The following is a 22,002-nucleotide window of genomic DNA, read 5'->3' as shown; positions in this document are numbered from 1 at the left end:
GAGCCTCCGACGCGGTGCGTGGCGAAGCGGTTCCCGTCCGTCGAAATCAGACGCGCAGACCGGTGAACGGGGCGAACGGGAGGTTGCGAATGACGAACCAGACCGCGAACACGACGCCGACGGTCAGCGGGGTCCAGCGCCAGTGCAGCCAGCTGTTTACCCAGCGGCCGCGCAGCCGTCCGACCGTCCAGGCGGCGGTGCTCCAGACGAAGAGGAGGATGAACACGAGCGACACGGCGTTGTAGTGCAGGGCCGCGGGAAGGTCGCCGTGCATCAGGCTGTAGGCCATCCGCATGCCGCCGCAGCCCGGGCAGTCGATGCCGAACAGCGCCTTGGTCGGGCAGACGGGGAGCCAGCCGCCGGGGGTGGTGGGGTCGCCGATCAGGACGGCCGCGCAGCACACGCCGAGCCCGCCCACGACGGCCATCGGGGCGCCGAGGGCGCGCAGCGTGGCCTTGGCGCCGCGGGCGGGGTATCCCGTGTAGACGGTCGTCATGGCACCAGCGACCAGGCGGAGAAGCCGACGAAGGCGACCATGACGGCGATGAACGCGAGGTAGAGCCCGATCAGCACGCCGAACGAGATCGCCGACCACATCGCCCACTTGCGGGCTTCGTCGGCGGCCCGGTGCGCTTCCGCGTGGAAGCCCTGGAACCACAGGGAGTTGACCTGGCTCGCCTTCACGATGGCGACGATACCCAACGGCAGGCAGCACATCACCGTCGAGAGGATCGCCCAGACCAGGTTGTTGTCCGGCGGCGGCCCGTAGTTCGGCCCCCAGCCGTGGGGCGGGTACTGCGGGTAGGGCGGGGTCACCGGTGTCTCCTCCTGCTGCCGACGTTCCTCAGTGGGACGCGGCGTCGTCGAGCAGCGTTCCCAGCAGCAGGACACCGCCGGCGACCAGGGCGACCCAGAACACCACGCCGACGACGGCACCGATGATCGCCCAGCGCCGCGCGGCACCGGCCGCGCCGCGGGCGGCGTCCGGGTCACCCTGCGCCCAGAGCCGCTCCACCTTGGCCGCCTGGAAGATCGAGACGATGCCGAAGGGCAGGCAGATGATCGCGGCGACGATGCCCCAAGCCAGGTTGCTCGCGGGCGGGGGCCCGGGGTTGTAGTCCGCGGGCGGCCGCGGTGGCTCGGTCACGTCAGAACCCGAGCCGGCGCAGCTGGCGGGGGTCGCGCTGCCACTCTTTGGCCACCTTGATGTGCAGGTCGAGGTAGACCTTCGAGCCGAGCAGCGCCTCGATGTTCTTGCGGGCGGTGGCGCCGACCTCGCGCAGCCGCTCGCCCTTGTGCCCGAGGATGATGCCCTTCTGGCTGGGGCGCTCGACGAAGAGGAACGCGTGCACGTCGATGAGGTCGTCCCGGCCTTCGCGGGGCAGCATCTCTTCGACGGTGACGGCGATCGAGTGCGGCAGCTCGTCGCGGACGCCTTCCAGTGCCGCCTCGCGGATGAGCTCGGCGACCAGCGTCTGCTCGGGCTCGTCGGTGAGCTCGCCGCCGGGGTAGAGCTGCGGGCCTTCGGGGAGCCTCGTGACGAGCAGGTCCGCGAGCGCGCCGACCTGGAAGCCGTCCACGGCCGAAACCGGGATCAGCTCGGCGAAGTCCATGACGTCCTGCAGCGCGAGCAGCTGCTCGGCGACCTGCTGCGGCTGGACGAGGTCGGTCTTGGTGACGATCCCGATGACCGGCGTCCGCTTGGCGATCTTCTGCAGCTCGGCGGCGATGAACTTGTCGCCGGGCCCGATCTTCTCGTTCGCCGGCACGCACAGGCCGACGACGTCCACTTCGGACCACGTCGTGTGCACGATGTCGTTGAGCCGCTCGCCGAGCAGGGTGCGGGGCCGGTGCAGGCCGGGGGTGTCGATGAGGACGAGCTGGGCGTCCTCGCGGTGCACGATGCCGCGGATCGCGTGGCGCGTGGTCTGCGGTTTGCTGGAGGTGATCGCGACCTTGGTGCCGACGAGGGCGTTGGTCAGCGTCGACTTGCCCGCGTTGGGCCGCCCGACGAAGCAGGCGAAGCCGGACCGGTGTTCCGTCATCGCTCGAGCACCTCGAGAATCGCGCCGTCCGGGGCGGCGAGGATGATTGGCGCGTACCTCGCGAGGTCGCGGACGGCCTGCACGGACGCGCCCTTGAGCAGCCCTTCCTCGCTGACGACGGCGGCGGCTTCGATGCCTTCGGCGCCGCTGGACAGCGCCGCGGCGACCGCGGCCTGGAGCGCGGTGAGCTTGAACGACGGCTGGTCGACCGTGCCCGCCGCGTAGGTGCGGCCGTCGGTGTCGCGGACCGCGGCGCCTTCGGGGGCCTGGATGCGGGCGCGCGAGGACCGGGCGAGGGTGACCAGCTTCTGGTCCTCCGCCTCGAGGTCAGGCATGTTCGACGCTCCTGTCGCGTTCGTCGGGGTGGGGCAGGCGCGTGCGGCGCCGGGTGGTGCGGTCGGCCGGGTCGGTCATCGCGTCGGCGTCGGCCGGGTGCACGACCACCGAGGTGATCCGCATGCGGCCGCGCCGGTCCTTGCCGCCTTCGGCGAACAGCCGGAGGCCGGCGACCTCGGCTTCGGCCCCCGGTAGCGGGACCCTACCCAGTCGTTCCGCGAGCAGCCCGCCCACGGTCTCCACGTCGTGGTCTTCGAGGTCGATGCCGAAGAGCTCGCCCAGGTCGTCGACGCTCATCCGGGACGAGACGCGAACGGCGCCGCCGGTGAGCTCCTCGACCTCGGGGCGCTCGTCGGCGTCGGACTCGTCGGTGATCTCGCCGACGATCTCCTCGAGGACGTCCTCGATGGTGAGCAGGCCGGCGGTGCCGCCGTACTCGTCGACGGCGATCGCCATGTGGTGGTGCGAGCGCTGCATCTCCTTGAGGAGCTCGTCGAGCCGCTTCGAGTCGGGGACGAAGGATGCTTCGTTCATCAGCGTGCCGACGACGGTGCTCGGGCCGTCCGGGTCCATGTACGCGGCCATGAGGTCCTTGATGTTGACGACGCCGACGATGTCGTCGACGGACTCGTCGATCACCGGGAGCCGGGTGAAGCCGGTGCGCAGGGCCAGGGCGAGGGCTTGGCGGACGGTCTTGGTGCGCTCGATCCAGACGATCTCCGTGCGCGGCACCATGACCTCGCGGGCGATGGTGTCGCCGAGCTCGAACACCGAGTGGATCATCTCGCGCTCGGAGTCCTCGACGACGCCGCGTTCCTGGGCGAGGTCGACGAGCTCGCGCAGCTCGACCTCGGAGGTGAACGGGCCTTCGCGGAAGCCCTGTCCGGGGGTGATGGCGTTACCGATGAGGATGAGCAGCCGGGACAGCGGGCCGAGGACCGAGCCGAGGACGCGGACGGGCCCGGCGACGTAGCGGCCGATGCGGTAGGGGTGCTGGCGGCCGAGGGTGCGCGGGCCGACGCCGATGAGGACGTAGCTCACGACGATCATGACGACCGCCGTGACCAGCACGGCGACGCCGAGCGGCCGGAGCCGGGTGCCGACGAAGACGGTGACCAGCACGGTGGCCGTGAGCTCGCAGCCGAGGCGCAGCAGGAGCAGCAGGTTGATGTGCCGGCGGCGTTCGGCGACGACGGCGGCGAGCTGGCGGGCGCCGGGCAGGCCCATCCGGGCGAGGCCGTCGGCCCGGGCTTGCGACACGGTGCTGATGGCGGCGTCGGCCGCCGCGAACACGCCCGCGAGGAGCACGAGCGCGATCGCGAAGAGGAGCTGGACCATGGCTGGCGCCTAGGGCGTTTCCCCGGTGGGTGGTTCGCCGGCCGGCGCGACGCCCGCGTCGAGCCCGGCGATGCCGAGCACGCGGTCGTCGGTGTTGCGCTGCGCGTCCCGCTTCTCCAGCGCGGCGACGGCGTCCTGGTACTCGCCGAGGATGCGTTTCTGGAGGGCGAACATCTCGCGTTCCTCGGCGGGTTCGGCGTGGTCGTAGCCGAGGAGGTGGAGGCAGCCGTGCACGGTGAGCAGGTGCAGCTCGTCGATCAGGCCGTGGCCCGCGGTCTTGGCCTGGTCCTTGGCGAACGCCGGGCAGAGCACGATGTCCCCGAGCAGCGCCGGAGACGCGTCGGGCGCGTCGGGGCGGCGGGAGGAGTCGAGCTCGTCCATCGGGAAGGCCATCACGTCGGTGGGGCCGGGGAGGTCCATCCAGCGTTCGTGGAGGTCTTCCATGACGTCGAGGGTGACCAGCAGGATGGACAGCTCGGCGAGCGGGCTGACCTCCATCTTGTCGAGGGCGTAGCGGGCGGCCGAGACGATGGACGTCTCGTCGACGTCGACGCCGGACTCGTTGGCGATTTCGATGCTCAACGCCGGTTGCCCTTCCAGCCGTTGCTCTGCTGGTCCTGGGCGTCCTGCACGGCCTGCCACTTTTCGTAGGCGTCGACGATGTCGCCGACGAGCTTGTGCCGGACGACGTCCTGGCTGGTCAGTTCGGAGAAGTAGAGCCCTTCGACGCCGCCGAGGATGTCGCGGACGACGCGGAGGCCGCTGCGCTGCCCGTTGGGCAGGTCGACCTGGGTGACGTCACCGGTGACGACGATCTTGGAGCCTTGCCCGAGGCGGGTGAGGAACATCTTCATCTGCTCGGGCGTGGTGTTCTGGGCCTCGTCGAGGATGATGAAGGCGTCGTTCAGCGTGCGGCCGCGCATGTAGGCGAGCGGCGCGATCTCGATGGTGCCGGCCTGCATGAGCCGCGGGATCGACTCGGGCTCGACCATGTCGTGCAGCGCGTCGTAGAGCGGCCGCAGGTAGGGGTCGATCTTCTCGTTGAGGGTGCCGGGCAGGTAGCCGAGGCGCTCGCCGGCTTCGACGGCGGGGCGGGTCAGCACGATGCGGGTGACCTGCTTGGCCTGGAGGGCCTGGACGGCCTTCGCCATGGCGAGGTAGGTCTTGCCGGTGCCGGCGGGGCCGATGCCGAAGACGACGGTGTGCTTGTCGATGGCGTCGACGTAGCGCTTCTGGTTGAGCGTCTTGGGCCGGATGGTCTTGCCGCGGCGGGAGACGATGTTGAGACTGAGGACCTCGGCCGGGGATGCGTCCCCGGTGCTCAGCATCCCGATGGTGCGGCGGACGGTGTCCGGGCCGACCTGCTGCCCGCCGGTGGCGAGGGTGACGAGGTCGGCGAAGACGCGCTCGGCGAAGGCGACGTCGGCGGGCGTGCCGGTCAGGGTGACTTCGTTGCCGCGAACGTGCACGTCGGCGGCCAGGAGCTCCTCGGCGACACGGAGGTTCTCGTCACGGGAGCCGAGCAGGCTGAGTGCGGCGGCGTCGGGAATGGGGAACCGGGACTGCGCGGCCTGGACGGCGGCATCCTCGGTCTTGGCGACGTCCCGGGGGGCGTCGGGTCGGGCGGCTCCACCCGGTTCGGTTCCGGCCACGTGGCCTCAGGCCTGCTTTCTCGGTGAGGGAGAACGGACCCCACCGATGCTACTGGCACCCACCGACAGAACGCAGACGGGTTTCGCCTAGTCCTGCTCAGGAGCCCCGAAGAGCCCCAGAGGCTCCCCACCAAGAACATGAGCATGAACATGAAAAACGGTCTGCCCAGCATCACCATCGGTGTTGAACACAACCCGATAACCACTCTCAAGGACACCCTCAAGCTCAGCAACCTTACGAGCAGCAAGAGCAACAGCAGCAAGCAACTGAGGGTCACCAGCAGCAAGCTCCCCCAGGTTCCGATACCGAACCTTGGGCACCACAAGCACATGAACCTTCGCCTGAGGCCGAATATCCCGAAAGGCAAAGGTGGAGTCATCCTGGTAGACGACATCAGCAGGGATCTCACCAGCAATGATCCGCTCGAAGAGAGTCTCATCCTCACGCATGAGGAACACCTTATCGACAGAGAGCCGCCCCACCAGACAGGCACCGAGCGGCAGCCGCGGGGGGTCCGGGGGGAACCCCCGGCTGGGGGTCTGGGGGTTTGACCCCCAGAGAACACAACGAACGCGTAGCGGCCCACTGAGTCGAGCGGAGCGAGAGGAAGGGGGCCGCGGAGCGGTAGACCCTGGGGGTCGATCTACCGCCACCGCGGCGGCCGCCGGACCGAGGGGGGAGGTGCCCGGCGGGGTCTGTGCTTTCCCAGTGGCGCGCCGAACCGGGAACGGTGTGTGGCGCGTTAGTAAACGAGAGTAACCGGTCGGAGTGTGATCGCGCCATAACTGGGCGCAAAATCGGGGGTCTTTTTTCTGGTGATCTTCTTACCGCCAGCGGGTCGTCAGGGCGCCTAGTGCGCCCAGTGCGACGGCCGCGGCGGTGGACGTGCGAAGCACCGTTGTGCCGAGGCGGACGGCTCGGGCTCCGGCGTCTCGCAGGGTGCGGAGTTCTTCGTCGGTGATGCCGCCTTCGGGGCCGACGATGAGGAGGAGGTCGCCGGTGTCCGGGAGGTCGAGGTCGGTGAGGCGGTCGGGGACGTCGGACTCGAGGACGACGGCCAGGGACATCGTGGCGGCGAGGCCGGCGAGCTCGCTGGTGGCGGCGGGTTCGGTGACGTCGGGGACGTGGGCGCGGCGGGCTTGTTTGGCGGCCGCGCGGGCGGTGGCGCGCCAGCGGGCGAGGGCTTTGTCGCCGCGGCCGCCGTCGTCCCATTTGGCGACGCTGCGGGCGGCTCGCCAGGGGACGATCGCGTCGACGCCGGCTTCGGTGGCGAGCTCGACCGCGAGTTCGCCGCGGTCGCCTTTGGCGAGGGCTTGGGCGAGGACGACGCGCAGGGCGGGCGGTTCCTCGGTCCAGCGCTCTTCGATCGTCAGCGTCAGGGCGGCGTCGCGGCCGGGCTGGACGGTTTCGACGACGCAGCGGGCCATGGTGCCCGCGCCGTCGGAGAGGACGAGCCGCTCCCCTGTGCGCAGGCGGCGGACCGTGGCCGCGTGCCGGGCTTCCTCGCCGTCGAGGACCGTGCGCCCGCTTGTGGGCACCGAGGTGGCGAGGAAGACCGGCAGGGTGGTGTCGGGCACGGGTCAGCGGTGGTTCTTGGCGCGCAGCTTGGAGAACAGGCCGCCGTGCTTGGTGCCGTTGGACGCCAGCGTCGGGACTTCCTCGCCGCGCTGCTGGGCGAGCTCGACGAGGAGGTCGCGCTGGGCTTCGTCGAGCTTCGTCGGGACCACGACGTCGATGTGGACGTGGAGGTCGCCGCGGCCGTCGACGCGGCCGGAGGACCGCAGCCGGGGCATGCCCTTGCCGTTGAGGACGAGCTCGGCGTTGGGCTGGGTGCCGGGTTCGACGTCGAGCTCGTAGTCGCCGTCGATGAGTGTCGAGATGGGCACCGTGGCGCCGAGGGCGGCGGTGGTCATCGGGATGCGGAAGTTGCAGTGCAGGTCGTGGCCCTGCCGGACGAAGACCTCGTGCGGGGTCTCGTCGATCTCGACGTAGAGGTCGCCGGCCGGGCCGCCGCCGGGGCCGACCTCGCCCTGGCCGGACAGGCGGATGCGCATGCCGTCGCCGACGCCCGGCGGGATCTTGGCGGTGACGTTGCGGCGGGCGCGGATGCGGCCGTCGCCGCCGCACTGGCGGCAGGGGTCGGGGATGACCTCGCCGAAGCCGCGGCAGACCGGGCACGGGCGGGCCGTGACGACCTGGCCGAGGAAGGACCGCTGGACGGACTGGACCTCGCCGGCGCCGCCGCAGGTGTCGCAGGTCTTGACGCCGGTGCCTTCGGTGGTGCCGGCGCCGCGGCAGAGGTCGCAGACGATCGCGGTGTCGACGGCGATCTCCTTGTCGACGCCGGTCGCGCAGTCCTCGAGGCTGAGGCCGAGCCGGATCAGCGCGTCGGAGCCGGGCTGGACGCGGCTGCGGGGGCCGCGCCCGCGCCCGCCGCCTCCGCCGGCCGCGCCGAAGAAGGCGTCCATGATGTCGCCGAGGCCGCCGAACCCGGCGAACGGGTCGCCACCGCCCGCGCCGCCGCGGCCGCCGCCGTCCATCGGGTCGCCGCCGAGGTCGACGATCTTGCGCTTCTGCGGGTCGGACAGCACTTCGTAGGCCGTGGTGACCTCGCCGAACTTGTGCTGCGCGTCTTCCGACGGGTTGACGTCGGGGTGCAGCTCCCTGGCCAGCTTCCGGTACGCGCGCTTGATGTCCTGATCGCTCGCGTTCTTGGCCACCCCGAGGATGCCGTAGTAGTCCCTCGCCACCGTCTCTGCTTCTCCTTCTGCTCTGCCCGGCTCAGCGGCCGGCCAGGATCTGCCCCACGTAGTTGGCGACCGCGCGCACCGCGGCGATCGTGCCGGGGTAGTCCATCCGGGTCGGGCCGACCACCCCCATGCCGCCGAGCACCATGTCCTGGCCGTAACCGATCGAGACGACCGAGGTGCTGCGCATCTGCTCGTCTTCATTTTCCTCACCGATGCGCACCGTGATCGCACCGGGGTTGCGCGCGGCGGCCAGGAGCTTGAGCACGACCACCTGTTCCTCGAGCGCTTCGAGGACCTGGCGCAGGGAACCCGGGAAGTCGGCGACGTTGCGCGTGAGGTTCGCGGTACCGCCCAGGACCAGGCGTTCTTCGGGGTGTTCGGCCAGCGACTCGACCAGGACCGTGGTGACGCGGATGAGCGCGTCCCGCAGCTCGCCGGGTGCCTGGTCGGGCAGTTCGGCGACGCGCGCGGCGGCGTCGGTGAGCCGTCGTCCGGACATGGCCGTGTTGAGCACGGACCGCAGCCGGGCCACGTCTTCTTCGGTGACGACGTCGCCGAGGTCGACCGTGCGCTGGTCGACGCGGCCGTTGTCGGCGATCAGCACGAGCATCAGCCGCGCCGGGGTGAGCGGCACCACTTCGAGGTGGCGCACCTTGGCGTTGGTCAGCATCGGGTACTGGACGACGGCGACCTGCCGGGTCAGCTGCGCGAGCAGCCGGACCGAGCGGCGGAGGACGTCGTCGAGGTCGGTGCCGCTGTCGAGGAAGGTGGTGATGGCCCGGCGCTCGGCCCCGCTCAGGGGCTTGATCTCGGAGAGCCGGTCGACGAAGAGGCGGTAGCCCTTGTCGGTCGGCACCCGGCCGGCACTGGTGTGCGGCTGGGTGATGTAGCCCTCTTCCTCGAGCGTGGCCATGTCGTTGCGCACGGTGGCGCTCGAGACGCCCAGGTTGTGCCGCTCGACGATCGCTTTGGAGCCGACCGGCTCCTGGTTGGAGACGTAGTCGGCCACGATCGCGCGCAGCACGTCGAAGCGACGTTCCTCCGCGTTGGCCACCGGTTCCTCCCCTACCTCGCTCGCTGCTCACCTTGAGTTTACGGAAGCCTGAGCGGGTCGTGCTCAACCCCGCCCACTGGGTAGGGGCCGGCTCCCCCGACGTCATGAACGAGTCGTTCACCTCGCCCGGCGACATGAACGAGTCGTTCATGTCGTCTCCGCGCCGGGTAAAGAACGCGCAAACGAATTCCCATGCATTCTTCTCAAATGAATTCCCGGCTTGTAGCGGGAACCGAAAAGCGGTTTGCTGCCTCTGATCCGCATGCCCTCCCCCGACTCCGAGGTCACCGTGAACCGCATTGAACCCGCTTCGGCCGGAATGCCCGATATCGCCCGGCGCGCGGCCGAGGCGAAAGCCCGGCTCGAGCGGGTCTCGGCGACCGCCACGAGCGCCGACGGGGCCGTCACGGTCACCGTCAACACCAGCGGTGCGCTGCAGGAAATCACCTTCGGCCCGCGGGCGGACGAGCTGCCGCGGGCCCGCCTCGCCCAGGCCGTCCTCGCGGCGGCCAAACGCGCGCAGGTCGACGCCGCGCAGCAGCTGACCGCGGTGATGGCGCCGGTGATCGGCGCCGACAGCGACGCGATGCATTTCCTCCGGGAACAGATCCCGGCGCCCGAATTGCCGGAAGAAGAACCGGCACCGCCGCGTTGGGAATTCACCGAAACGCCGCGGGAAACCCCGCCGCCGCCACCTGTGCGCCCGGCCCGGCCGCGCCCGGACGACGACGAAGACTTCGGCGGCCCGATCCTGCGCCGGGGGCTCTGATGGCCGGGCGGGCGATGAAGGTCGACTTCGACGTCCTCGGCGGCCACGAGGACGAGATCCGGGAGATCGCCGACCGCGTGCAGCAGGCGGTCGACGCCGCCGGCACCGCCGGCGCGCTCGACTTCGACGCGTTCGGTCTGGTCGGGCAGGTGTTCGCGGTGCCGATCCAGGGCTGGGTGGACACCGCCGACAGCTTCCTGAGCGCGGCCGTCGAGGCCGGCCACGAGGTCGCGGACCGGGTGAAGACCGCGCACACGGCGTTCCGCGACCACGAACAGAAGACGAAGAGCCTGATCGAGGGCATCGGCAAGGAGCTCCCGGCATGACCGAGAACGCACTGGTCGCGACGGCCGAGTCGCCGGGCGGCTTCTGGAGCGGCATGGGCGACGGCTCGAAGGGCGAGCTGGACAACCTCAACGCCCAGACCGGCGGCGCGGGCATCTTCAGCGACGCCGCGTCGACGCTCACCGACGCGCGCAACGGTGACTGGGGCAACCTCGCCATGGACGTCGGCACCGACGCCCTCGACCTGCTCGGCGCGGCGATGGACCCGCTCGGCACGCTGGCCAGCGCCGGGGTCGGCTGGCTGATCGAGCACATCAGCTTCCTCAAGGACGGCCTCGACAAGCTCGCCGGCAAGCCCGAGGCCGTCACCGCCAAGGCCGTGACCTGGACGAACATCGCGAAGCAGCTCACCGAGACGGCCGAGAGCTACGAGCAGCAGGCCAAGAAGGTCCAGCAGTCCTTCAGCGACTGCGGCTCCGCCGAGGCCTACCAGCGGACGGCCGAAAGCTACGTCAGCGTCCTGCGCGGCGCCGCGTCGCACGCCGGAGACGCGTCGACGGCCATGAACGTCGGCGCGGCGCTGGTCGGCACCGAGCGCGGGCTGATCCGCGACATGATCTCGTCGTTCGTGGGCGAGCTGATCGTCAAGGCCCTCGCCGCGCTCGCCGCGTCCTGGTGCACCTTCGGCGGCACGATCGCGGCGTTCATCGCCGACACGGTCATCGAGGGCGGTGTGCTCGCCGAGAAGATCAGCACGCGCATCGCGAAGATCGTCGAGAAGCTGGAGAGCCTGGCGAAGGGCGCGGGCAAGTCGAAGGCGGCTCTCGAAGGCGCGGCGAACGCGTTGAAGAAGGTGGGCAAGGGCGTCGACAAGCTCGTGGACAAGTCGGTCGACACGGCCGCCGGCATCGAGCGCAAGGCCAACGAGCTCAAGCAGGCGGGCAAGGAGGCGAAGTCCGCCGAGGAAACGGCCGAAGGCTGGAAGGACGCCTGGCGGGAGAAGGTCCCCGGCGGCGAAAAGCTGGAGGGACCGGGCAAGACGTACTCCGAAGAGGGCCGCAGCGTGCTCAAGCCGGGTGCGTGGCAGGAGTCCGGCGGCTATCCGGGCTGGAAGCCCGCGGACACGGTCGGCGTCGTGACCGAAGGCCGCCGGCAGGAGAACGAGCAGTACGACCGGTACCACGAGAGCCAGGAGGCTTACGAAAAGGAGCACCCCGAAGGCGAGGGCGAGTGAGCGAGCAGGCCGACGTGGAGCTGGCCAACCGCAACGGCCGGCTCCACCCGTCACAACGCGGGAAGCTGCTCGACTTCACCTTCTGGACAGCGGCGGTCCTGGTGGTCGCCGGCCTGGTGACCGCCGCGCTCGCGGTCGCCGACGGGGCGGCGGCCGCCGCCGTGCCGATCCTCGCGGTGACCGCCTGGTTCGCCTTCGTCTGCGGGCGACGGCTCTCGGAGGTCACGAGCGGGCGGCTGGTCGTGGTCACCGGCTGGACGCACGACTTCGGGAAGGTGCACGGGAAACGGCCCGAACGCGGCCAGTTCCCGATCTACGTCTACGAGATCATGGAACGGATGTGGTTCACCTACCTGGTCGCCGGGGACCGCAGTTTCCGGCTCGACGACCGCGAGCTTCGTGCGCGGATCCAGGCGGAGCGGACGAACGCCGTCTACCTGACTCCGCGCACGAAGCTGCTGGTCAACGTCCTGCCGGCGTAGCCCCGATCGCGTCGAACTCGGCATCGGTCAGCTCGATGTCCGCGGCGGCGACGTTGTCCTCGAGGTGCGCGACCGACGAGGTCCCCGGGATCGGCAGCACGACGGGCGACCGCTTGAGCAGCCAGGCGAGCGCGAGCTGCGACGGCGAGGCGTCGTGCTCCTTGGCGAGCGCGGTCAGCGGGCTGTCCGGCCCGGCGAGCGCGCCGGTGGCGAGCGGGAACCACGGGATGAACGCGATGCCGTGCTCGGTGGCGTGCTCCAGCAACGGCTCGGCGTCGCGCTTGGCCAGGTTGAAGAGGTTCTGCACGGAGACGATCTCCGCGGTCTTCTGCGCTTCCTTCAGCTCGTCCACGCCGATCTCGGACAGGCCGATGTGCCGGATCTTGCCTTCGTCCTGGAGCTTCTTCAGCTCGCCGACCTGCTCGGCCACCGGGACCTTCGGGTCGATCCGGTGCAGCTGCAGCAGGTCGATCCGGTCGACGCCCAGGTGCCGCAGGCTCAGCTCGACCTGCTGCCGGAGGTACTCGGGCCGCCCGACCGGGATCCACTGGTTCGGGCCCTGCCGGGTGAAGCCGGCCTTGGTCGCGATGACGACGTCGTCGGCGTAGGGGTGCAGGGCCTTCTTGATCAGCAGGTCGGCGACGAACGGACCGTAGGCGTCGGCGGTGTCGATCAGGGTCACCCCGAGTTCGACGGCCCGCCGCAGCACGCGCACGGCCTCGTCCGGATCCTTCGGGTCACCCCAGACCCCCGGCCCGGTGAGCTGCATGGTGCCGTACCCGAGGCGGGTGACCGGGAGGTCGCCGCCGATGGTGAAGGTGCCGGACTTCTTCGCGCTCATTCGTCTTCCTAACGTCGTCCGCGGATCCCCAGGGGTCAACCCGGCGGACCCGCGGACGATTCCCGGCGTCAGGAGTTGCGCGGGAAGCCCAGGTTCACCCCGGCGTGCGACCGGTCCGGCCACCGCGACGTGACGACCTTCGTCCGCGTGAAGAAGTGGAACCCCTCCGGCCCGTAAGCGTGAGTGTCGCCGAACAACGAGTCCTTCCAGCCGCCGAACGAGTAGTAGCCCACCGGGACCGGGATCGGAACGTTCACCCCGACCATCCCGACCTCGACCTCGTTCTGGAACCGCCGCGCCGACGAGCCGTCGCCGGTGAAGATCGCCACGCCGTTGCCGTACGGGTTCGCGTTGATCAGGTCCAGCGCGTCGTCGTAGGAAGCCGTGCGCGCCACCGACAGCACCGGGCCGAAGATCTCGTCCGTGTAGATCGACATCTCCGGGCGGACGTGGTCGAACAGCGTCGGGCCGAGCCAGAAGCCGTCCGCGGAACCGGTCACCTCGAGCCCGCGCCCGTCCACGACCAGGGACGCACCCGCGTCGACCCCGGCGTCCACATAGGACTCCACCCGCGCGTGGTGGGCCGCCGTCACCAGCGGTCCCATTTCGGACGACGGGTCGCGCCCGTCGCCGACGCGCAGCACGGTCATCCGCTCGGTGATCTTGCGCACCAGCTCGTCGCCGATCGGGTCGACCGCGACGACCACCGACACCGCCATGCAGCGCTCGCCCGCCGAGCCGAAGCCGGCCGACACGGCGGCGTCCGCGGCCAGGTCGAGGTCCGCGTCCGGCAGCACGACCATGTGGTTCTTCGCCCCGCCGAGAGCCTGGACGCGCTTGCCGTGCCGGGTGCCGGTTTCGTAGACGTAGCGCGCGATCGGCGTCGACCCGACGAACGAGATCGCCTTGACGTCGGCGTGCTCCAGCAGCCCGTCCACCGCCGCCTTGTCGCCGTGCAGCACGTTCAGCGCACCCGCGGGCAGCCCGGCCTCGGCGAACAGCTCCGCGATGAACACCGCGGCCGACGGGTCCTTCTCGCTCGGCTTGAGCACGACGGTGTTGCCGCAGGCCAGGGCGTTCGGGACGAACCAGAGCGGCACCATCGCCGGGAAGTTGAACGGCGAGATCACGCCGACCACGCCGAGCGGCTGCGCAATCGAGTAGACGTCGACGCCGGTGGACGCGTTCTCGCTGAAGCCGCCCTTGAGCAGCTGCGCGGCGCCGCACGCGTACTCGACGTTCTCGATCGCGCGGGCGACCTCGCCCGCCGCGTCGGACTCGACCTTGCCGTGCTCGCTCGTGACGATCTTCGCCAGCTCGTGCTTGCGCGCGGCCAGGAGCTCGCGGAAGGCGAACAGCACCCGCGTCCGGCCGGCCAGCGACGTCCCGCGCCAGCCCGGCAGCGCGGCCTTGGCCGCGGCGACGGCGGCTTCCACCTCGGCCTCGCCGGCGAAGTCGACGTGCGCGGCGACCTGCCCGGTGGCGGGGTCGAACACCTCGCCCGAACGCGCGGCGGTCCCGGTGAACGGCTTGCCGTCGATCCAATGGCTGATGCGGTCGGTCACGGCGGGCGCTCCTTCGGTCGGGTACGTCTCCCCGAGTCTCCGGGCGGGCGCCACGCCAACGCCATCGACAACGTGTACGGAGTCACCGTCCCGGCCGTACAGTCTGTCCCTGCCCATCAGACCCGAGGAGCCATGTACCCGACCGTCGCCGAGGTGCTCGCGCTGCCGGTGCTGCGCCAGGGCCGTCCGCACGTCGTCGCCGGCATGGCCGGGCTCGACGCCCCGGTGCGCTGGGCGCACGTCGCCGAGGTCGCCGACATCGCGCACCTGCTGCGCGGTGGCGAGCTGGTGCTGACGACCGGGGTCGCGCTGCCCGACGACGGCCCCTCGCTGGCCCGCTACGTCGCCGACCTGGCCGGCGTCGGCGCCGCCGGCCTGGTGATCGAGCTGGTCCGGCACTGGAACGACAAGCTGCCCGCCGCGCTGGTCGAGGCGGCCGAGAAGCACGGCCTGCCGCTGGTGACGCTCTCGCGCGAGACCCGGTACGTGAGCGTCACCGAGGCGGTGAACGGCCAGATCGTCGACGCCCAGGTCGCCGAGCTGCGCGCCGCCGAGCGCGTCCACGAGACGTTCACCGCGCTGACGGTCGCGGGCGCCGAACCCGGCGTCGTCCTGGGCGAGGTCGCCCGGCTGACCGAGCAGCCGGTGGTACTGGAGACGCTGTCCCACGAGGTCCTCGCCTACGACGCGGCCGGGGTGGATCCGGCCGAGCTGCTCACCGGCTGGCCGGCCCGCTCGCGCGTCGTCCAGCTCGGCGAGCGGACCGGCTACCACCCGGGGTCGGGCTGGCTGGTCACCGTCGTCGGCGCGCGCGGGCACGACTGGGCCCGGCTCGTGCTCGTCTGCGCCGACCAGCCGCCGCACCGCCACCGGGTGGTCGCCGAGCGGGCCGCGTCGGCGCTGGCCGTGCACCGGCTGGTCGCCAAGGACTCCGACGGCCTGGAGCGGCAGGCCCATCGAGCCGTGCTGCACGAGCTGCTCGCGTCGCCGGCGCCGACGGCGGAGCTGCTCGCGCGCGCGTCGGCGCTGGCCGTGCCGCTCACCGGGCGGCAGCTGGTCGGGCTGGCGGTCCGGCCGAAGCTGACCGGCAGCCGGCCTGCGTTGTCGACCCCGCCGGTGCTGCGCGAGCTGGCCGAGGCGACGGTCCTGGCGGCGCGCCGCGCGAAGGTGTCGGCGCTGGTGGCGACGGACGACCTCGGCGTGCGCGCGCTGATCGCGCTGTCCCCGGAGGCGAACGCCGACACCGTGCTGCACCGGCTTGCCACCGACGTCCACGAGGCCCGGGGCAGCGCGCCCGGCGTGCTCGCGGTCGGCACGACGGTGTCCTCACCCGCCGAAGCGGGCCGGACGCTCCTGGAGGCCGGCCAGGTGGCGGCGGCCGCTTTGGGGGCGGGCCGCGAGCGCGTGCTGCACCGGCTGTCGGACGTCCGCCTGCGCGGCCTGCTGCACCTGCTGTCCGGCGACGAGCGGGTGACGGCGTTCGCCGTGCGCGAGCTCGGGCCGCTGCTGCAGCGCGACGCGGCTTCCGGCAGCCGGCTCGTCCAGGCGTTGCGGCACTACTGCGAGCAGGGCGGCAACAAGTCGGCGGCGGCCGCGGCGGCGCACACCTCCCGGACGGCGTACTACCAGCAGCTCGCCCGGATCGAGCAGGTCCTCGGCGTCCGGCTGGAGGACCCGGAGTCGATGCTCTCGCTCTACGTGGCCTTGCTGGCATTGGACCTCACTCGGTCGAGCGAAGAAGACTCACCCGGACGAGGAGCACAGTGATCGACCTCCGGCTGCCGATGGAACCGATATGGCCCTACTCCCCCTCGCAGCCTGCTTGCTGAGCTTGAGCTGTCTCGCCCCGGCGCAGCCGCCGGCGTCGACGTTGCAGCTGACCAGCCACGACACGGCCAACCGCATCGGCTCGGCGGTCCTGACGTGCGACCCGACGGGCGGCACCCACCCCCAGCGCGACAAGGCGTGCGCGGTGCTGTCGAGCGTCGGCGGCGACTTTTCGCGGATCACCGCGCGGCACCAGGCGTGCACGCTGATCTACGCCCCGGTGGACGTGACGGTCATCGGTACCTGGCAGGGAAAGCCGGTGTCGTTCCGGACGTCCTACCCGAACCGGTGTGCGGCGGACCGCGACTCGGACGACGTCTTCGCGTTCTGACGCTCCGACGCTTTGCGCGCGGAAGCCGCCGGGCCGCCCCCACGACGGCCCGGTGGCTTCCGCGCAACGCTTTTAACTACGCACCGCCCGCGCCGGCGGTTCAACAGTTGCCGAGAGTCACGTCGCGGGCGCTCGAGCGGCTGAGGTTCCAGGCGGGCCAGCCGTCGGGGGTGTCGCCGGCCAGGACCTCGCGCAGCACGCACGTGCGCAGGGGCTCGGGCAGCCGGGCCGACACCACCGGGACGACGTCGGTGGAGAATCCCGCCAGATACCGGTGGTCCAGGGGTTTGCCGACGGCCGCGCGGTCGAGGTTGGCGCCGGCGATGAGGCGTTCCGGGTCGAGGACGGCGAGCACCAGCAGCGCCGCGGCGGCGGTGCCGATCGCCGCGCGGGGCAGCCACGTCGAGCGGAGCTTGACCAGCGACGCCAGTACCAGCACGAACACGGCGCCGAACCACAGTTCGCAGACCTCGACCAGCAGCCGCAGGACGGTGAAGCCGTAGGCCTCCTGGTACGTCCACATGCGACTCAACGCCGACCCGACGAGTACCAGGCTCAGCGCGCTCAACGCGCCCAGCAGGACGCGCTGGCGGAGCCGGTCGGCCTTCGTGACATCCGGGGCCCAGCGCAGCGCCGCGGCGACGATGGCCAGCGTCAGCACGGTGACGGCGCACAGCTGCCAGAAGCCGCCGCGGGCGTACTCGGCGGCCGTCAGGCCGCTGGTGCGCAGGACGTACCCGGTGCCGCCGAACAGCACGACCAGCCGGACGCCGACGAACACGCTGAACAGCAGGACCAGGACGGTGAGCGGGACCGTCCACTCCAGACCATATTTTGTCCGATGTGGACGTTGTGCGCCCGCGCGATGCGGTGGGGCGGCGAGGAAGTAGCAGGCCCCGGCGACGAGCAGTGCGAAGACGGCGAACACGCAGCACCAGCGCACGAGGACGTCGACGCTGAGATCGGGGATGACGGCGTTGACGACGGCGGCGAAGGCGGCATCGGCGCTGGCGAGCAGCGGCACGAAGACGGCGACGAGCGCGGCGGTGGCCAGCACGGCGAGGCCGATCCGCCGGGCGACGCCGTCGCGGCGGGCGGCGAACTGTCCCACCCCTCGGCCGGCCCACGGAACGGCGCGAAGGGCCTCCAGCGGGACGGCGAGGATGTCGTAGAGGAAGGAGTTGACGGTCCGCTTCCCCACGACGGCCAGCGAGCCGCAGACGACGGCCCCGAGCACGCAGAGGACGAACAGCCACCCGGACGCCCGCACGGCACCCATTCCGAGCAGGGCGAGGGCGAGGAAGGCCCACCCGGCGTTGCCCCAGGTGAAGGGACCGGCGCCGGCCCGCGACCGCCGATCCGCGAGGAAGACGGCGAAGGTGACGGCCAGCCCGGCCAGCAGCCACCCGATCCCGGGCCGGTCGACGGGCAGCACGAGAGCGGAGGCCAACCCGGCCAACCCGGCGGCGGGCAAGACGGCAGGAGGAAGCGGGACGACGGCCGACCTGGGCGGCGGAATCGGCTGCAGGAGAACAGGAGGAGCGGCCACGGCGACCCCACCGGCCCGGACTTCACCGGCTGTTCCCCTGGCACCCGCCCGTTCGCCCGCCGGCCCCGCAGCTCCGGCTGCCCCGCCGGCACCCGCCCGTCCACCCGCCGGGCCCGCGGCTCCGGCGGGCTCGGCCGAGCCGACCCGTCCACGCCCGCCGGCGTAGGCACCACCGCTCGCCGCCTCCAGAGCGGCTCGGGCCGAGGACGCTGCGGCGAACCCGCCGGCCCGAGCCTCACCCGCAGCCCCCGAACCGCCTCCCGCCGACCGCTTGCCCCGCGGCACCCGCTTGTCCGCGCCCGGGTCTCCGGGCTCATCGATCCTGCTCTTCGGCATCGTCCTCAACTCTCGTTCGCATTCGCAAATGTCCCTGCGCGCACCGCTCGTTTCGCCGCTTCCGAAGGTCGGCCCAGCCACCCAGCCGAAGCCGAAGCCGAACCAGCCGCCGGTAGCTCAGCCCGTCGGCAGCGTCACCCGGATCCGGCTCCCGGCCCCCGCCGAGGGCTCCACCACCCCGATCGTCCCGCCGTGCAGCTCCACCACCCACCGCGCGATCGCCAGGCCCAGCCCCGTCCCCCCGCCGGACGGCCGCTCCCCCCGCGTGAACCGCTCGAACACCCGCACCCGGTCCGCCGGCGCGATCCCCGGCCCCTCGTCGCACACGTCGATGCGCAGCTCGCCCGGCCGCGCCTCGGCCAGCACCTGCACCGAACCGCCCGCCGGGCCGTGGCGGACCGCGTTCTCCAGCAGGTTCGCCACCACCTGGAACAACCGCCCGCGGTCCGCCAGCACCACCGCGTCCTCAGGCGAAACCGACACCGAGAACGTCACCCCGCGCACCAGCGCCGCCTCGGAGACCGCCTCGGACAGCAGCGAAGACACCGAGAACGACGTCTTGTGCAGCGGGATCGCCCCCGCGTCGAGCCGCGACAGGTCCAGCAGCTCGTCCACCAGCGTCGCCAGCCGCTCGGTCTGCTGCAGCGCCGTCTTCAGCGTCGCCGGGTCCGGGTCCTCGACGCCGTCGACCAGGTTCTCCAGCACCCCGCTCAACGCCGTGATCGGCGTGCGCAGCTCGTGGGACACGTTCGCGATCAGCTCGCGCCGCTGCTTGTCCGCGTCGCCGAGGTCGCCGGCCATCAGGTTGAACGCCTGCGCCAGCTCGCCCACTTCGTCCCGCGTGGTGGCACGGACGCGGCGCGTGTAGTCGCCCTTCGCCATCGCCCGCACCGCGCCCGTCATCTCGCGCAGCGGCCGGGTCATCCCGTGCGCCAGCACCTGCGACAGCAGCAGCGCCAGCACCATCGCCGTGATCGTCGTCCGGGGCGGCAGCCAGCCGATCTGCCAGTTGAAGAACGCGAACGCGACCCCGCCGGAGGCGACCATCAGGATCGCCAGCTTCAGCTTGATCGACCGGATCCCGTCCAGCGGCCGCGGCAGCAGCTCGACCACCCGGACCAGCAGAGCCTTCACGATCCCGCCTCCAGCGCATAGCCGACGCCGTGCACCGTCCGGATGAGATCGGCGCCGAGCTTGCGCCGCAGCGCCTTGATGTGGCTGTCGACGGCCCGGGTGCCCGCGGACGTGCCGTGGACGTCCCAGTCCCACACCTCCGACAGCAGCCGTTCCCGCGGTTGCACCGCCCGCGGCCGCCGCGCGAAGTGCACCAACAGGTCGAACTCGATCGGCGTCAGCTGCGCCGCGACACCGGCCCGGGCGACGCGCCGCTGGTCGACGTCGATCTCGAGGTCGCCGAGCACGATCCGGGTGCCCAGGACCGAAGACGAGCGCTCGACCCGCCGCAGCAGCGCGTGCACCCGCGCTGTCAGCACCCGCATCGAGAACGGCTTCGTGAGGTAGTCGTCGGCGCCGACCCCCAGCCCGACCAGCATGTCCATCTCGTCGGCGCGCGCGGTCAGCATGAGCACCGGCACCGGCCGCCGCCCCTGGATCCGGCGGCAGACCTCCAGGCCGTCGAACCCCGGGAGCATGACGTCCAGCACCACGAGATCCGGCTCCGACGCGGTGTCCGCTTCGACCGCGGCCGGCCCGTCGTGGGCGACGTCCACGCTGAACCCCTCGGCCCGCAGGCGAGCGGCGATCGACGCGGCGATGGTGACGTCGTCCTCGACGACGAGCACCCGCCGCACTCCTGGTTCCATGAAAACGACCTTAGGGATCGGCGGTGGAGAGGGTCCGCGCGAAGTGTGGAGATCCTGTGGAGACGTTTCCCCCGCTTTGCCGGTTCGTGACGACGAGATGTGTGACGCACGTCATGCACCCTGACGGCCGTTCGCGCAATCGACAGTCTGCACTCCTGATCAGGGAACAGTGAACAGTCTGCCGTTGCCCCGGTCACGACCCGGCGCGCAGGATTCCGCAATGGCGCCGACACCCGCAGACCAGCGCGTGCACGAGGACGGCCGGGTCGAGCTCGCACCCGGTGCCGTCGGGTCCCTCGAAGGCAGCCGGTTCTTCAACGACGAACTGGCTCCCGTCCCCGTCGAGAAACGGACCTGGACCACCTACAACTACTTCGCGCTCTGGATGGGGATGGCGCACAACATCCCCAGCTACGCATTGGCCGCGTCGCTGATCGCGCTCGGCATGAACTGGGTGCAGGCGCTGATCACCATCACGATCGGCAACCTGGTCGTGCTGGCGCCGATGCTGCTCAACAGCCACGCCGGCACGAAGTACGGCATCCCGTTCCCGGTGTTCGCCCGCGCGTTCTACGGTCTGCGCGGCGCCAACCTGGCCGCGCTGCTGCGCGCGTTCATCGCGTGCGGCTGGTTCGGCATCCAGACCTGGGTCGGCGGCGAAGCCATCTACGTCATCCTCGGGCGCCTGCTCGGCTCGTGGTGGCGGGACGCGCCGGAGATCGCCGGGCAGCACTGGACGCTCTGGCTGTCGTTCGTGGTCTTCTGGATCGGCCAGATGCTGATCATCTGGCGCGGCATGGACGCCGTCCGCCGGTTCGAGAACTGGACGGCGCCGCTCGTGTCGGTCGGCTTCCTGATCATGCTCGGGTACGTGCTGGTCAAGGCGGGCGGGCTCGGCCCGATCCTGGCCGACGGCGGCAAGCTCGGCTGGGGCCCGGACTTCTGGAAGGTGTTCGCGCCGTCGCTGATGGCGATGATCGCGTTCTGGTCGACGCTCTCGCTCAACATGCCGGACTTCACGCGCTTCGGCGGCAGCCAGCGCAAGCAGGTCCGCGGCCAGATCCTCGGCCTGCCCACCACGATGACGTTCATCGCGATCGTGGCCATCCTGACCACGTCGGGCGGGCACGTGCTCTACGGCGAGGACATCTGGGACCCGGCGCAGCTGGCCGACAAGTTCACCAGCCCGGTCGTGGTCGTCGTCGCGCTGGTCGCGCTGGTGCTCGCGACGATCTCCGCGAACCTCGCGGCCAACGTCGTCAGCCCGTCCTACGACTTCTCCAACGCCTTCCCGAAGAAGATCACCTTCGCGGTCGGCGGCGGGATCACCGGCGTCATCGGCATCCTGATCCAGCCGTGGCGCCTCTACTCCGACCCGAACATCTACATCTTCGCCTGGCTCGGCTTCTACGGCGGCCTGCTCGGCGCGGTCGCCGGTGTGCTGGTGGCCGGGTACTGGGTGATCGCCCGCACGAAGCTCAAGCTGAAGGACCTCTACACACCCGATGGGGTGTATTGGTTCACCGGCGGCTGGAACTGGCGCGCGCTGGTCGCGACGCTGGTGGGAGCCGTTCTCTCGGTCGGCGGCGCCTATGGCGGGCCGTTCCCCGACGGCGGGCTCATCCCGTTCCTCAAGCCGCTTTACGACTACAACTGGGTGGTCGGCTTCGTCGGCGCGTTCGTCGTCTTCGCCGCCCTGTCCGCATCATCGAACAAGGAGGAAGCCAGTGAGCGTGGTCCGAGCCGCATTGATCCAGCAAGGGTGGACGGGTGACAAGGAGTCC

24 protein-coding genes are annotated in these 22,002 nt (G+C 71.2%); 7 read left to right on the top strand and 17 right to left on the bottom strand.

Annotated elements, in window-relative coordinates; all coding sequences use genetic code 11:
- Positions 1-46 precede the first annotated feature (46 nt).
- The 12 genes from AB0C38_RS15035 to hrcA all read right to left on the bottom strand — a co-directional run bounded on the left by AB0C38_RS15035 (position 47) and on the right by hrcA (position 9,176).
- A complete protein-coding gene (locus AB0C38_RS15035; RefSeq protein WP_360672377.1) occupies positions 47-496 on the bottom strand; it encodes a DUF2752 domain-containing protein in 450 nt (149 codons plus the stop codon).
- A complete protein-coding gene (locus tag AB0C38_RS15030; RefSeq protein WP_360672374.1) occupies positions 493-816 on the bottom strand; it encodes a CD225/dispanin family protein in 324 nt (107 codons plus the stop codon). The genes AB0C38_RS15035 and AB0C38_RS15030 overlap by 4 nt, the downstream gene beginning before the upstream one ends.
- A 28-nt stretch (positions 817-844) precedes the next feature.
- Entirely contained in the window at positions 845-1,147 is a 303-nt protein-coding gene (locus tag AB0C38_RS15025; RefSeq protein WP_360672371.1) for a CD225/dispanin family protein, read from the bottom strand.
- A 1-nt stretch (position 1,148) separates the two neighbouring features.
- Positions 1,149-2,045 (bottom strand): GTPase Era, encoded by an 897-nt coding sequence (era, locus tag AB0C38_RS15020; protein ID WP_360672368.1) that lies wholly within the window; start codon positions 2,043-2,045, stop codon positions 1,149-1,151.
- Complete coding sequence (locus AB0C38_RS15015; RefSeq protein WP_360672366.1) at positions 2,042-2,380, bottom strand: cytidine deaminase; 339 nt, start codon at positions 2,378-2,380, stop codon at positions 2,042-2,044. Before AB0C38_RS15015 ends, era begins: the two co-directional genes overlap by 4 nt.
- Positions 2,373-3,719 carry a hemolysin family protein gene (locus AB0C38_RS15010; RefSeq protein ID WP_360672363.1) on the bottom strand — a complete coding sequence of 449 codons (1,347 nt, stop codon included), beginning with the start codon at positions 3,717-3,719 and terminating at the stop codon, positions 2,373-2,375. The genes AB0C38_RS15015 and AB0C38_RS15010 overlap by 8 nt, the downstream gene beginning before the upstream one ends.
- Positions 3,720-3,728: 9 nt before the next feature.
- Complete coding sequence (gene ybeY, locus AB0C38_RS15005; RefSeq protein WP_360672360.1) at positions 3,729-4,301, bottom strand: rRNA maturation RNase YbeY; 573 nt, start codon at positions 4,299-4,301, stop codon at positions 3,729-3,731.
- Positions 4,298-5,371 (bottom strand): PhoH family protein, encoded by a 1,074-nt coding sequence (locus tag AB0C38_RS15000; protein ID WP_360672357.1) that lies wholly within the window; start codon positions 5,369-5,371, stop codon positions 4,298-4,300. The genes ybeY and AB0C38_RS15000 overlap by 4 nt, the downstream gene beginning before the upstream one ends.
- Positions 5,372-5,458: 87 nt before the next feature.
- Positions 5,459-5,821 (bottom strand): histidine triad nucleotide-binding protein, encoded by a 363-nt coding sequence (locus AB0C38_RS14995; protein WP_360672354.1) that lies wholly within the window; start codon positions 5,819-5,821, stop codon positions 5,459-5,461.
- Between the two features lie 375 nt (positions 5,822-6,196).
- Positions 6,197-6,949: a 16S rRNA (uracil(1498)-N(3))-methyltransferase gene (locus AB0C38_RS14990; protein WP_360672351.1), complete on the bottom strand. Its 753-nt coding sequence runs from the start codon at positions 6,947-6,949 to the stop codon at positions 6,197-6,199.
- A gap of 3 nt (positions 6,950-6,952) precedes the next feature.
- Positions 6,953-8,122 carry a molecular chaperone DnaJ gene (gene dnaJ / locus AB0C38_RS14985; protein WP_360672349.1) on the bottom strand — a complete coding sequence of 390 codons (1,170 nt, stop codon included), beginning with the start codon at positions 8,120-8,122 and terminating at the stop codon, positions 6,953-6,955.
- Positions 8,123-8,153: 31 nt separating this feature from the next.
- Positions 8,154-9,176 carry a heat-inducible transcriptional repressor HrcA gene (gene hrcA / locus AB0C38_RS14980; RefSeq protein ID WP_360672346.1) on the bottom strand — a complete coding sequence of 341 codons (1,023 nt, stop codon included), beginning with the start codon at positions 9,174-9,176 and terminating at the stop codon, positions 8,154-8,156.
- A gap of 244 nt (positions 9,177-9,420) precedes the next feature.
- Between hrcA and AB0C38_RS14975 the strand changes: the two genes are divergently transcribed.
- The 4 genes from AB0C38_RS14975 to AB0C38_RS14960 are packed head-to-tail and all read left to right on the top strand — an operon-like array spanning position 9,421 to position 11,946.
- Positions 9,421-9,945 (top strand): YbaB/EbfC family nucleoid-associated protein, encoded by a 525-nt coding sequence (locus AB0C38_RS14975; RefSeq protein WP_360672343.1) that lies wholly within the window; start codon positions 9,421-9,423, stop codon positions 9,943-9,945.
- Positions 9,945-10,271, top strand: coding sequence for a type VII secretion target (locus AB0C38_RS14970; RefSeq protein ID WP_360672340.1), 327 nt, complete (start codon positions 9,945-9,947; stop codon positions 10,269-10,271). Before AB0C38_RS14975 ends, AB0C38_RS14970 begins: the two co-directional genes overlap by 1 nt.
- Complete coding sequence (locus tag AB0C38_RS14965; protein ID WP_360672337.1) at positions 10,268-11,464, top strand: hypothetical protein; 1,197 nt, start codon at positions 10,268-10,270, stop codon at positions 11,462-11,464. The genes AB0C38_RS14970 and AB0C38_RS14965 overlap by 4 nt, the downstream gene beginning before the upstream one ends.
- On the top strand, positions 11,461-11,946 hold the full coding sequence (locus AB0C38_RS14960; protein WP_360672334.1) for a hypothetical protein: 486 nt from the start codon (positions 11,461-11,463) through the stop codon (positions 11,944-11,946). The genes AB0C38_RS14965 and AB0C38_RS14960 overlap by 4 nt, the downstream gene beginning before the upstream one ends.
- Here AB0C38_RS14960 and AB0C38_RS14955 read toward each other — a convergent pair.
- Positions 11,927-12,787 carry an aldo/keto reductase gene (locus AB0C38_RS14955; protein WP_360672331.1) on the bottom strand — a complete coding sequence of 287 codons (861 nt, stop codon included), beginning with the start codon at positions 12,785-12,787 and terminating at the stop codon, positions 11,927-11,929. The two genes, AB0C38_RS14960 and AB0C38_RS14955, sit on opposite strands and share 20 nt — an antisense overlap.
- Positions 12,788-12,855: 68 nt before the next feature.
- Positions 12,856-14,352 carry a CoA-acylating methylmalonate-semialdehyde dehydrogenase gene (locus AB0C38_RS14950; protein ID WP_360672328.1) on the bottom strand — a complete coding sequence of 499 codons (1,497 nt, stop codon included), beginning with the start codon at positions 14,350-14,352 and terminating at the stop codon, positions 12,856-12,858.
- Between the two features lie 132 nt (positions 14,353-14,484).
- Between AB0C38_RS14950 and AB0C38_RS14945 the strand changes: the two genes are divergently transcribed.
- Both AB0C38_RS14945 and AB0C38_RS14940 read left to right on the top strand, forming a co-directional pair.
- Complete coding sequence (locus AB0C38_RS14945; protein ID WP_360672324.1) at positions 14,485-16,119, top strand: PucR family transcriptional regulator ligand-binding domain-containing protein; 1,635 nt, start codon at positions 14,485-14,487, stop codon at positions 16,117-16,119.
- A 28-nt stretch (positions 16,120-16,147) separates the two neighbouring features.
- A complete protein-coding gene (locus AB0C38_RS14940) occupies positions 16,148-16,510 on the top strand; it encodes an SSI family serine proteinase inhibitor (RefSeq protein WP_360672321.1) in 363 nt (120 codons plus the stop codon).
- A 100-nt stretch (positions 16,511-16,610) separates the two neighbouring features.
- Here AB0C38_RS14940 and AB0C38_RS14935 read toward each other — a convergent pair whose 3' ends face one another.
- From AB0C38_RS14935 to AB0C38_RS14925, 3 genes are all read right to left on the bottom strand, one after another.
- The gene (locus tag AB0C38_RS14935; RefSeq protein WP_360672318.1) at positions 16,611-17,960 is read right to left on the bottom strand and encodes a DUF4173 domain-containing protein; all 1,350 of its coding nucleotides are present in this window, start codon (positions 17,958-17,960) and stop codon (positions 16,611-16,613) included.
- A 552-nt stretch (positions 17,961-18,512) separates the two neighbouring features.
- Positions 18,513-19,529 (bottom strand): ATP-binding protein, encoded by a 1,017-nt coding sequence (locus AB0C38_RS14930; RefSeq protein ID WP_360672315.1) that lies wholly within the window; start codon positions 19,527-19,529, stop codon positions 18,513-18,515.
- A complete protein-coding gene (locus AB0C38_RS14925; protein WP_360672312.1) occupies positions 19,526-20,218 on the bottom strand; it encodes a response regulator transcription factor in 693 nt (230 codons plus the stop codon). The genes AB0C38_RS14930 and AB0C38_RS14925 overlap by 4 nt, the downstream gene beginning before the upstream one ends.
- A 220-nt stretch (positions 20,219-20,438) precedes the next feature.
- On the opposite strand from AB0C38_RS14925, the gene AB0C38_RS14920 reads away from it, so the two are divergent.
- The gene (locus tag AB0C38_RS14920) at positions 20,439-21,992 is read left to right on the top strand and encodes an NCS1 family nucleobase:cation symporter-1 (protein WP_360672309.1); all 1,554 of its coding nucleotides are present in this window, start codon (positions 20,439-20,441) and stop codon (positions 21,990-21,992) included.
- The last annotated feature ends 10 nt before the right edge of the window (positions 21,993-22,002 follow it).

It is taken from the genome of Amycolatopsis sp. NPDC048633, from assembly GCF_040650695.1.
Taxonomy (GTDB): Bacteria; Actinomycetota; Actinomycetes; order Mycobacteriales; family Pseudonocardiaceae; genus Amycolatopsis.
This window is presented reverse-complemented; position numbering and strand designations above follow the sequence as displayed.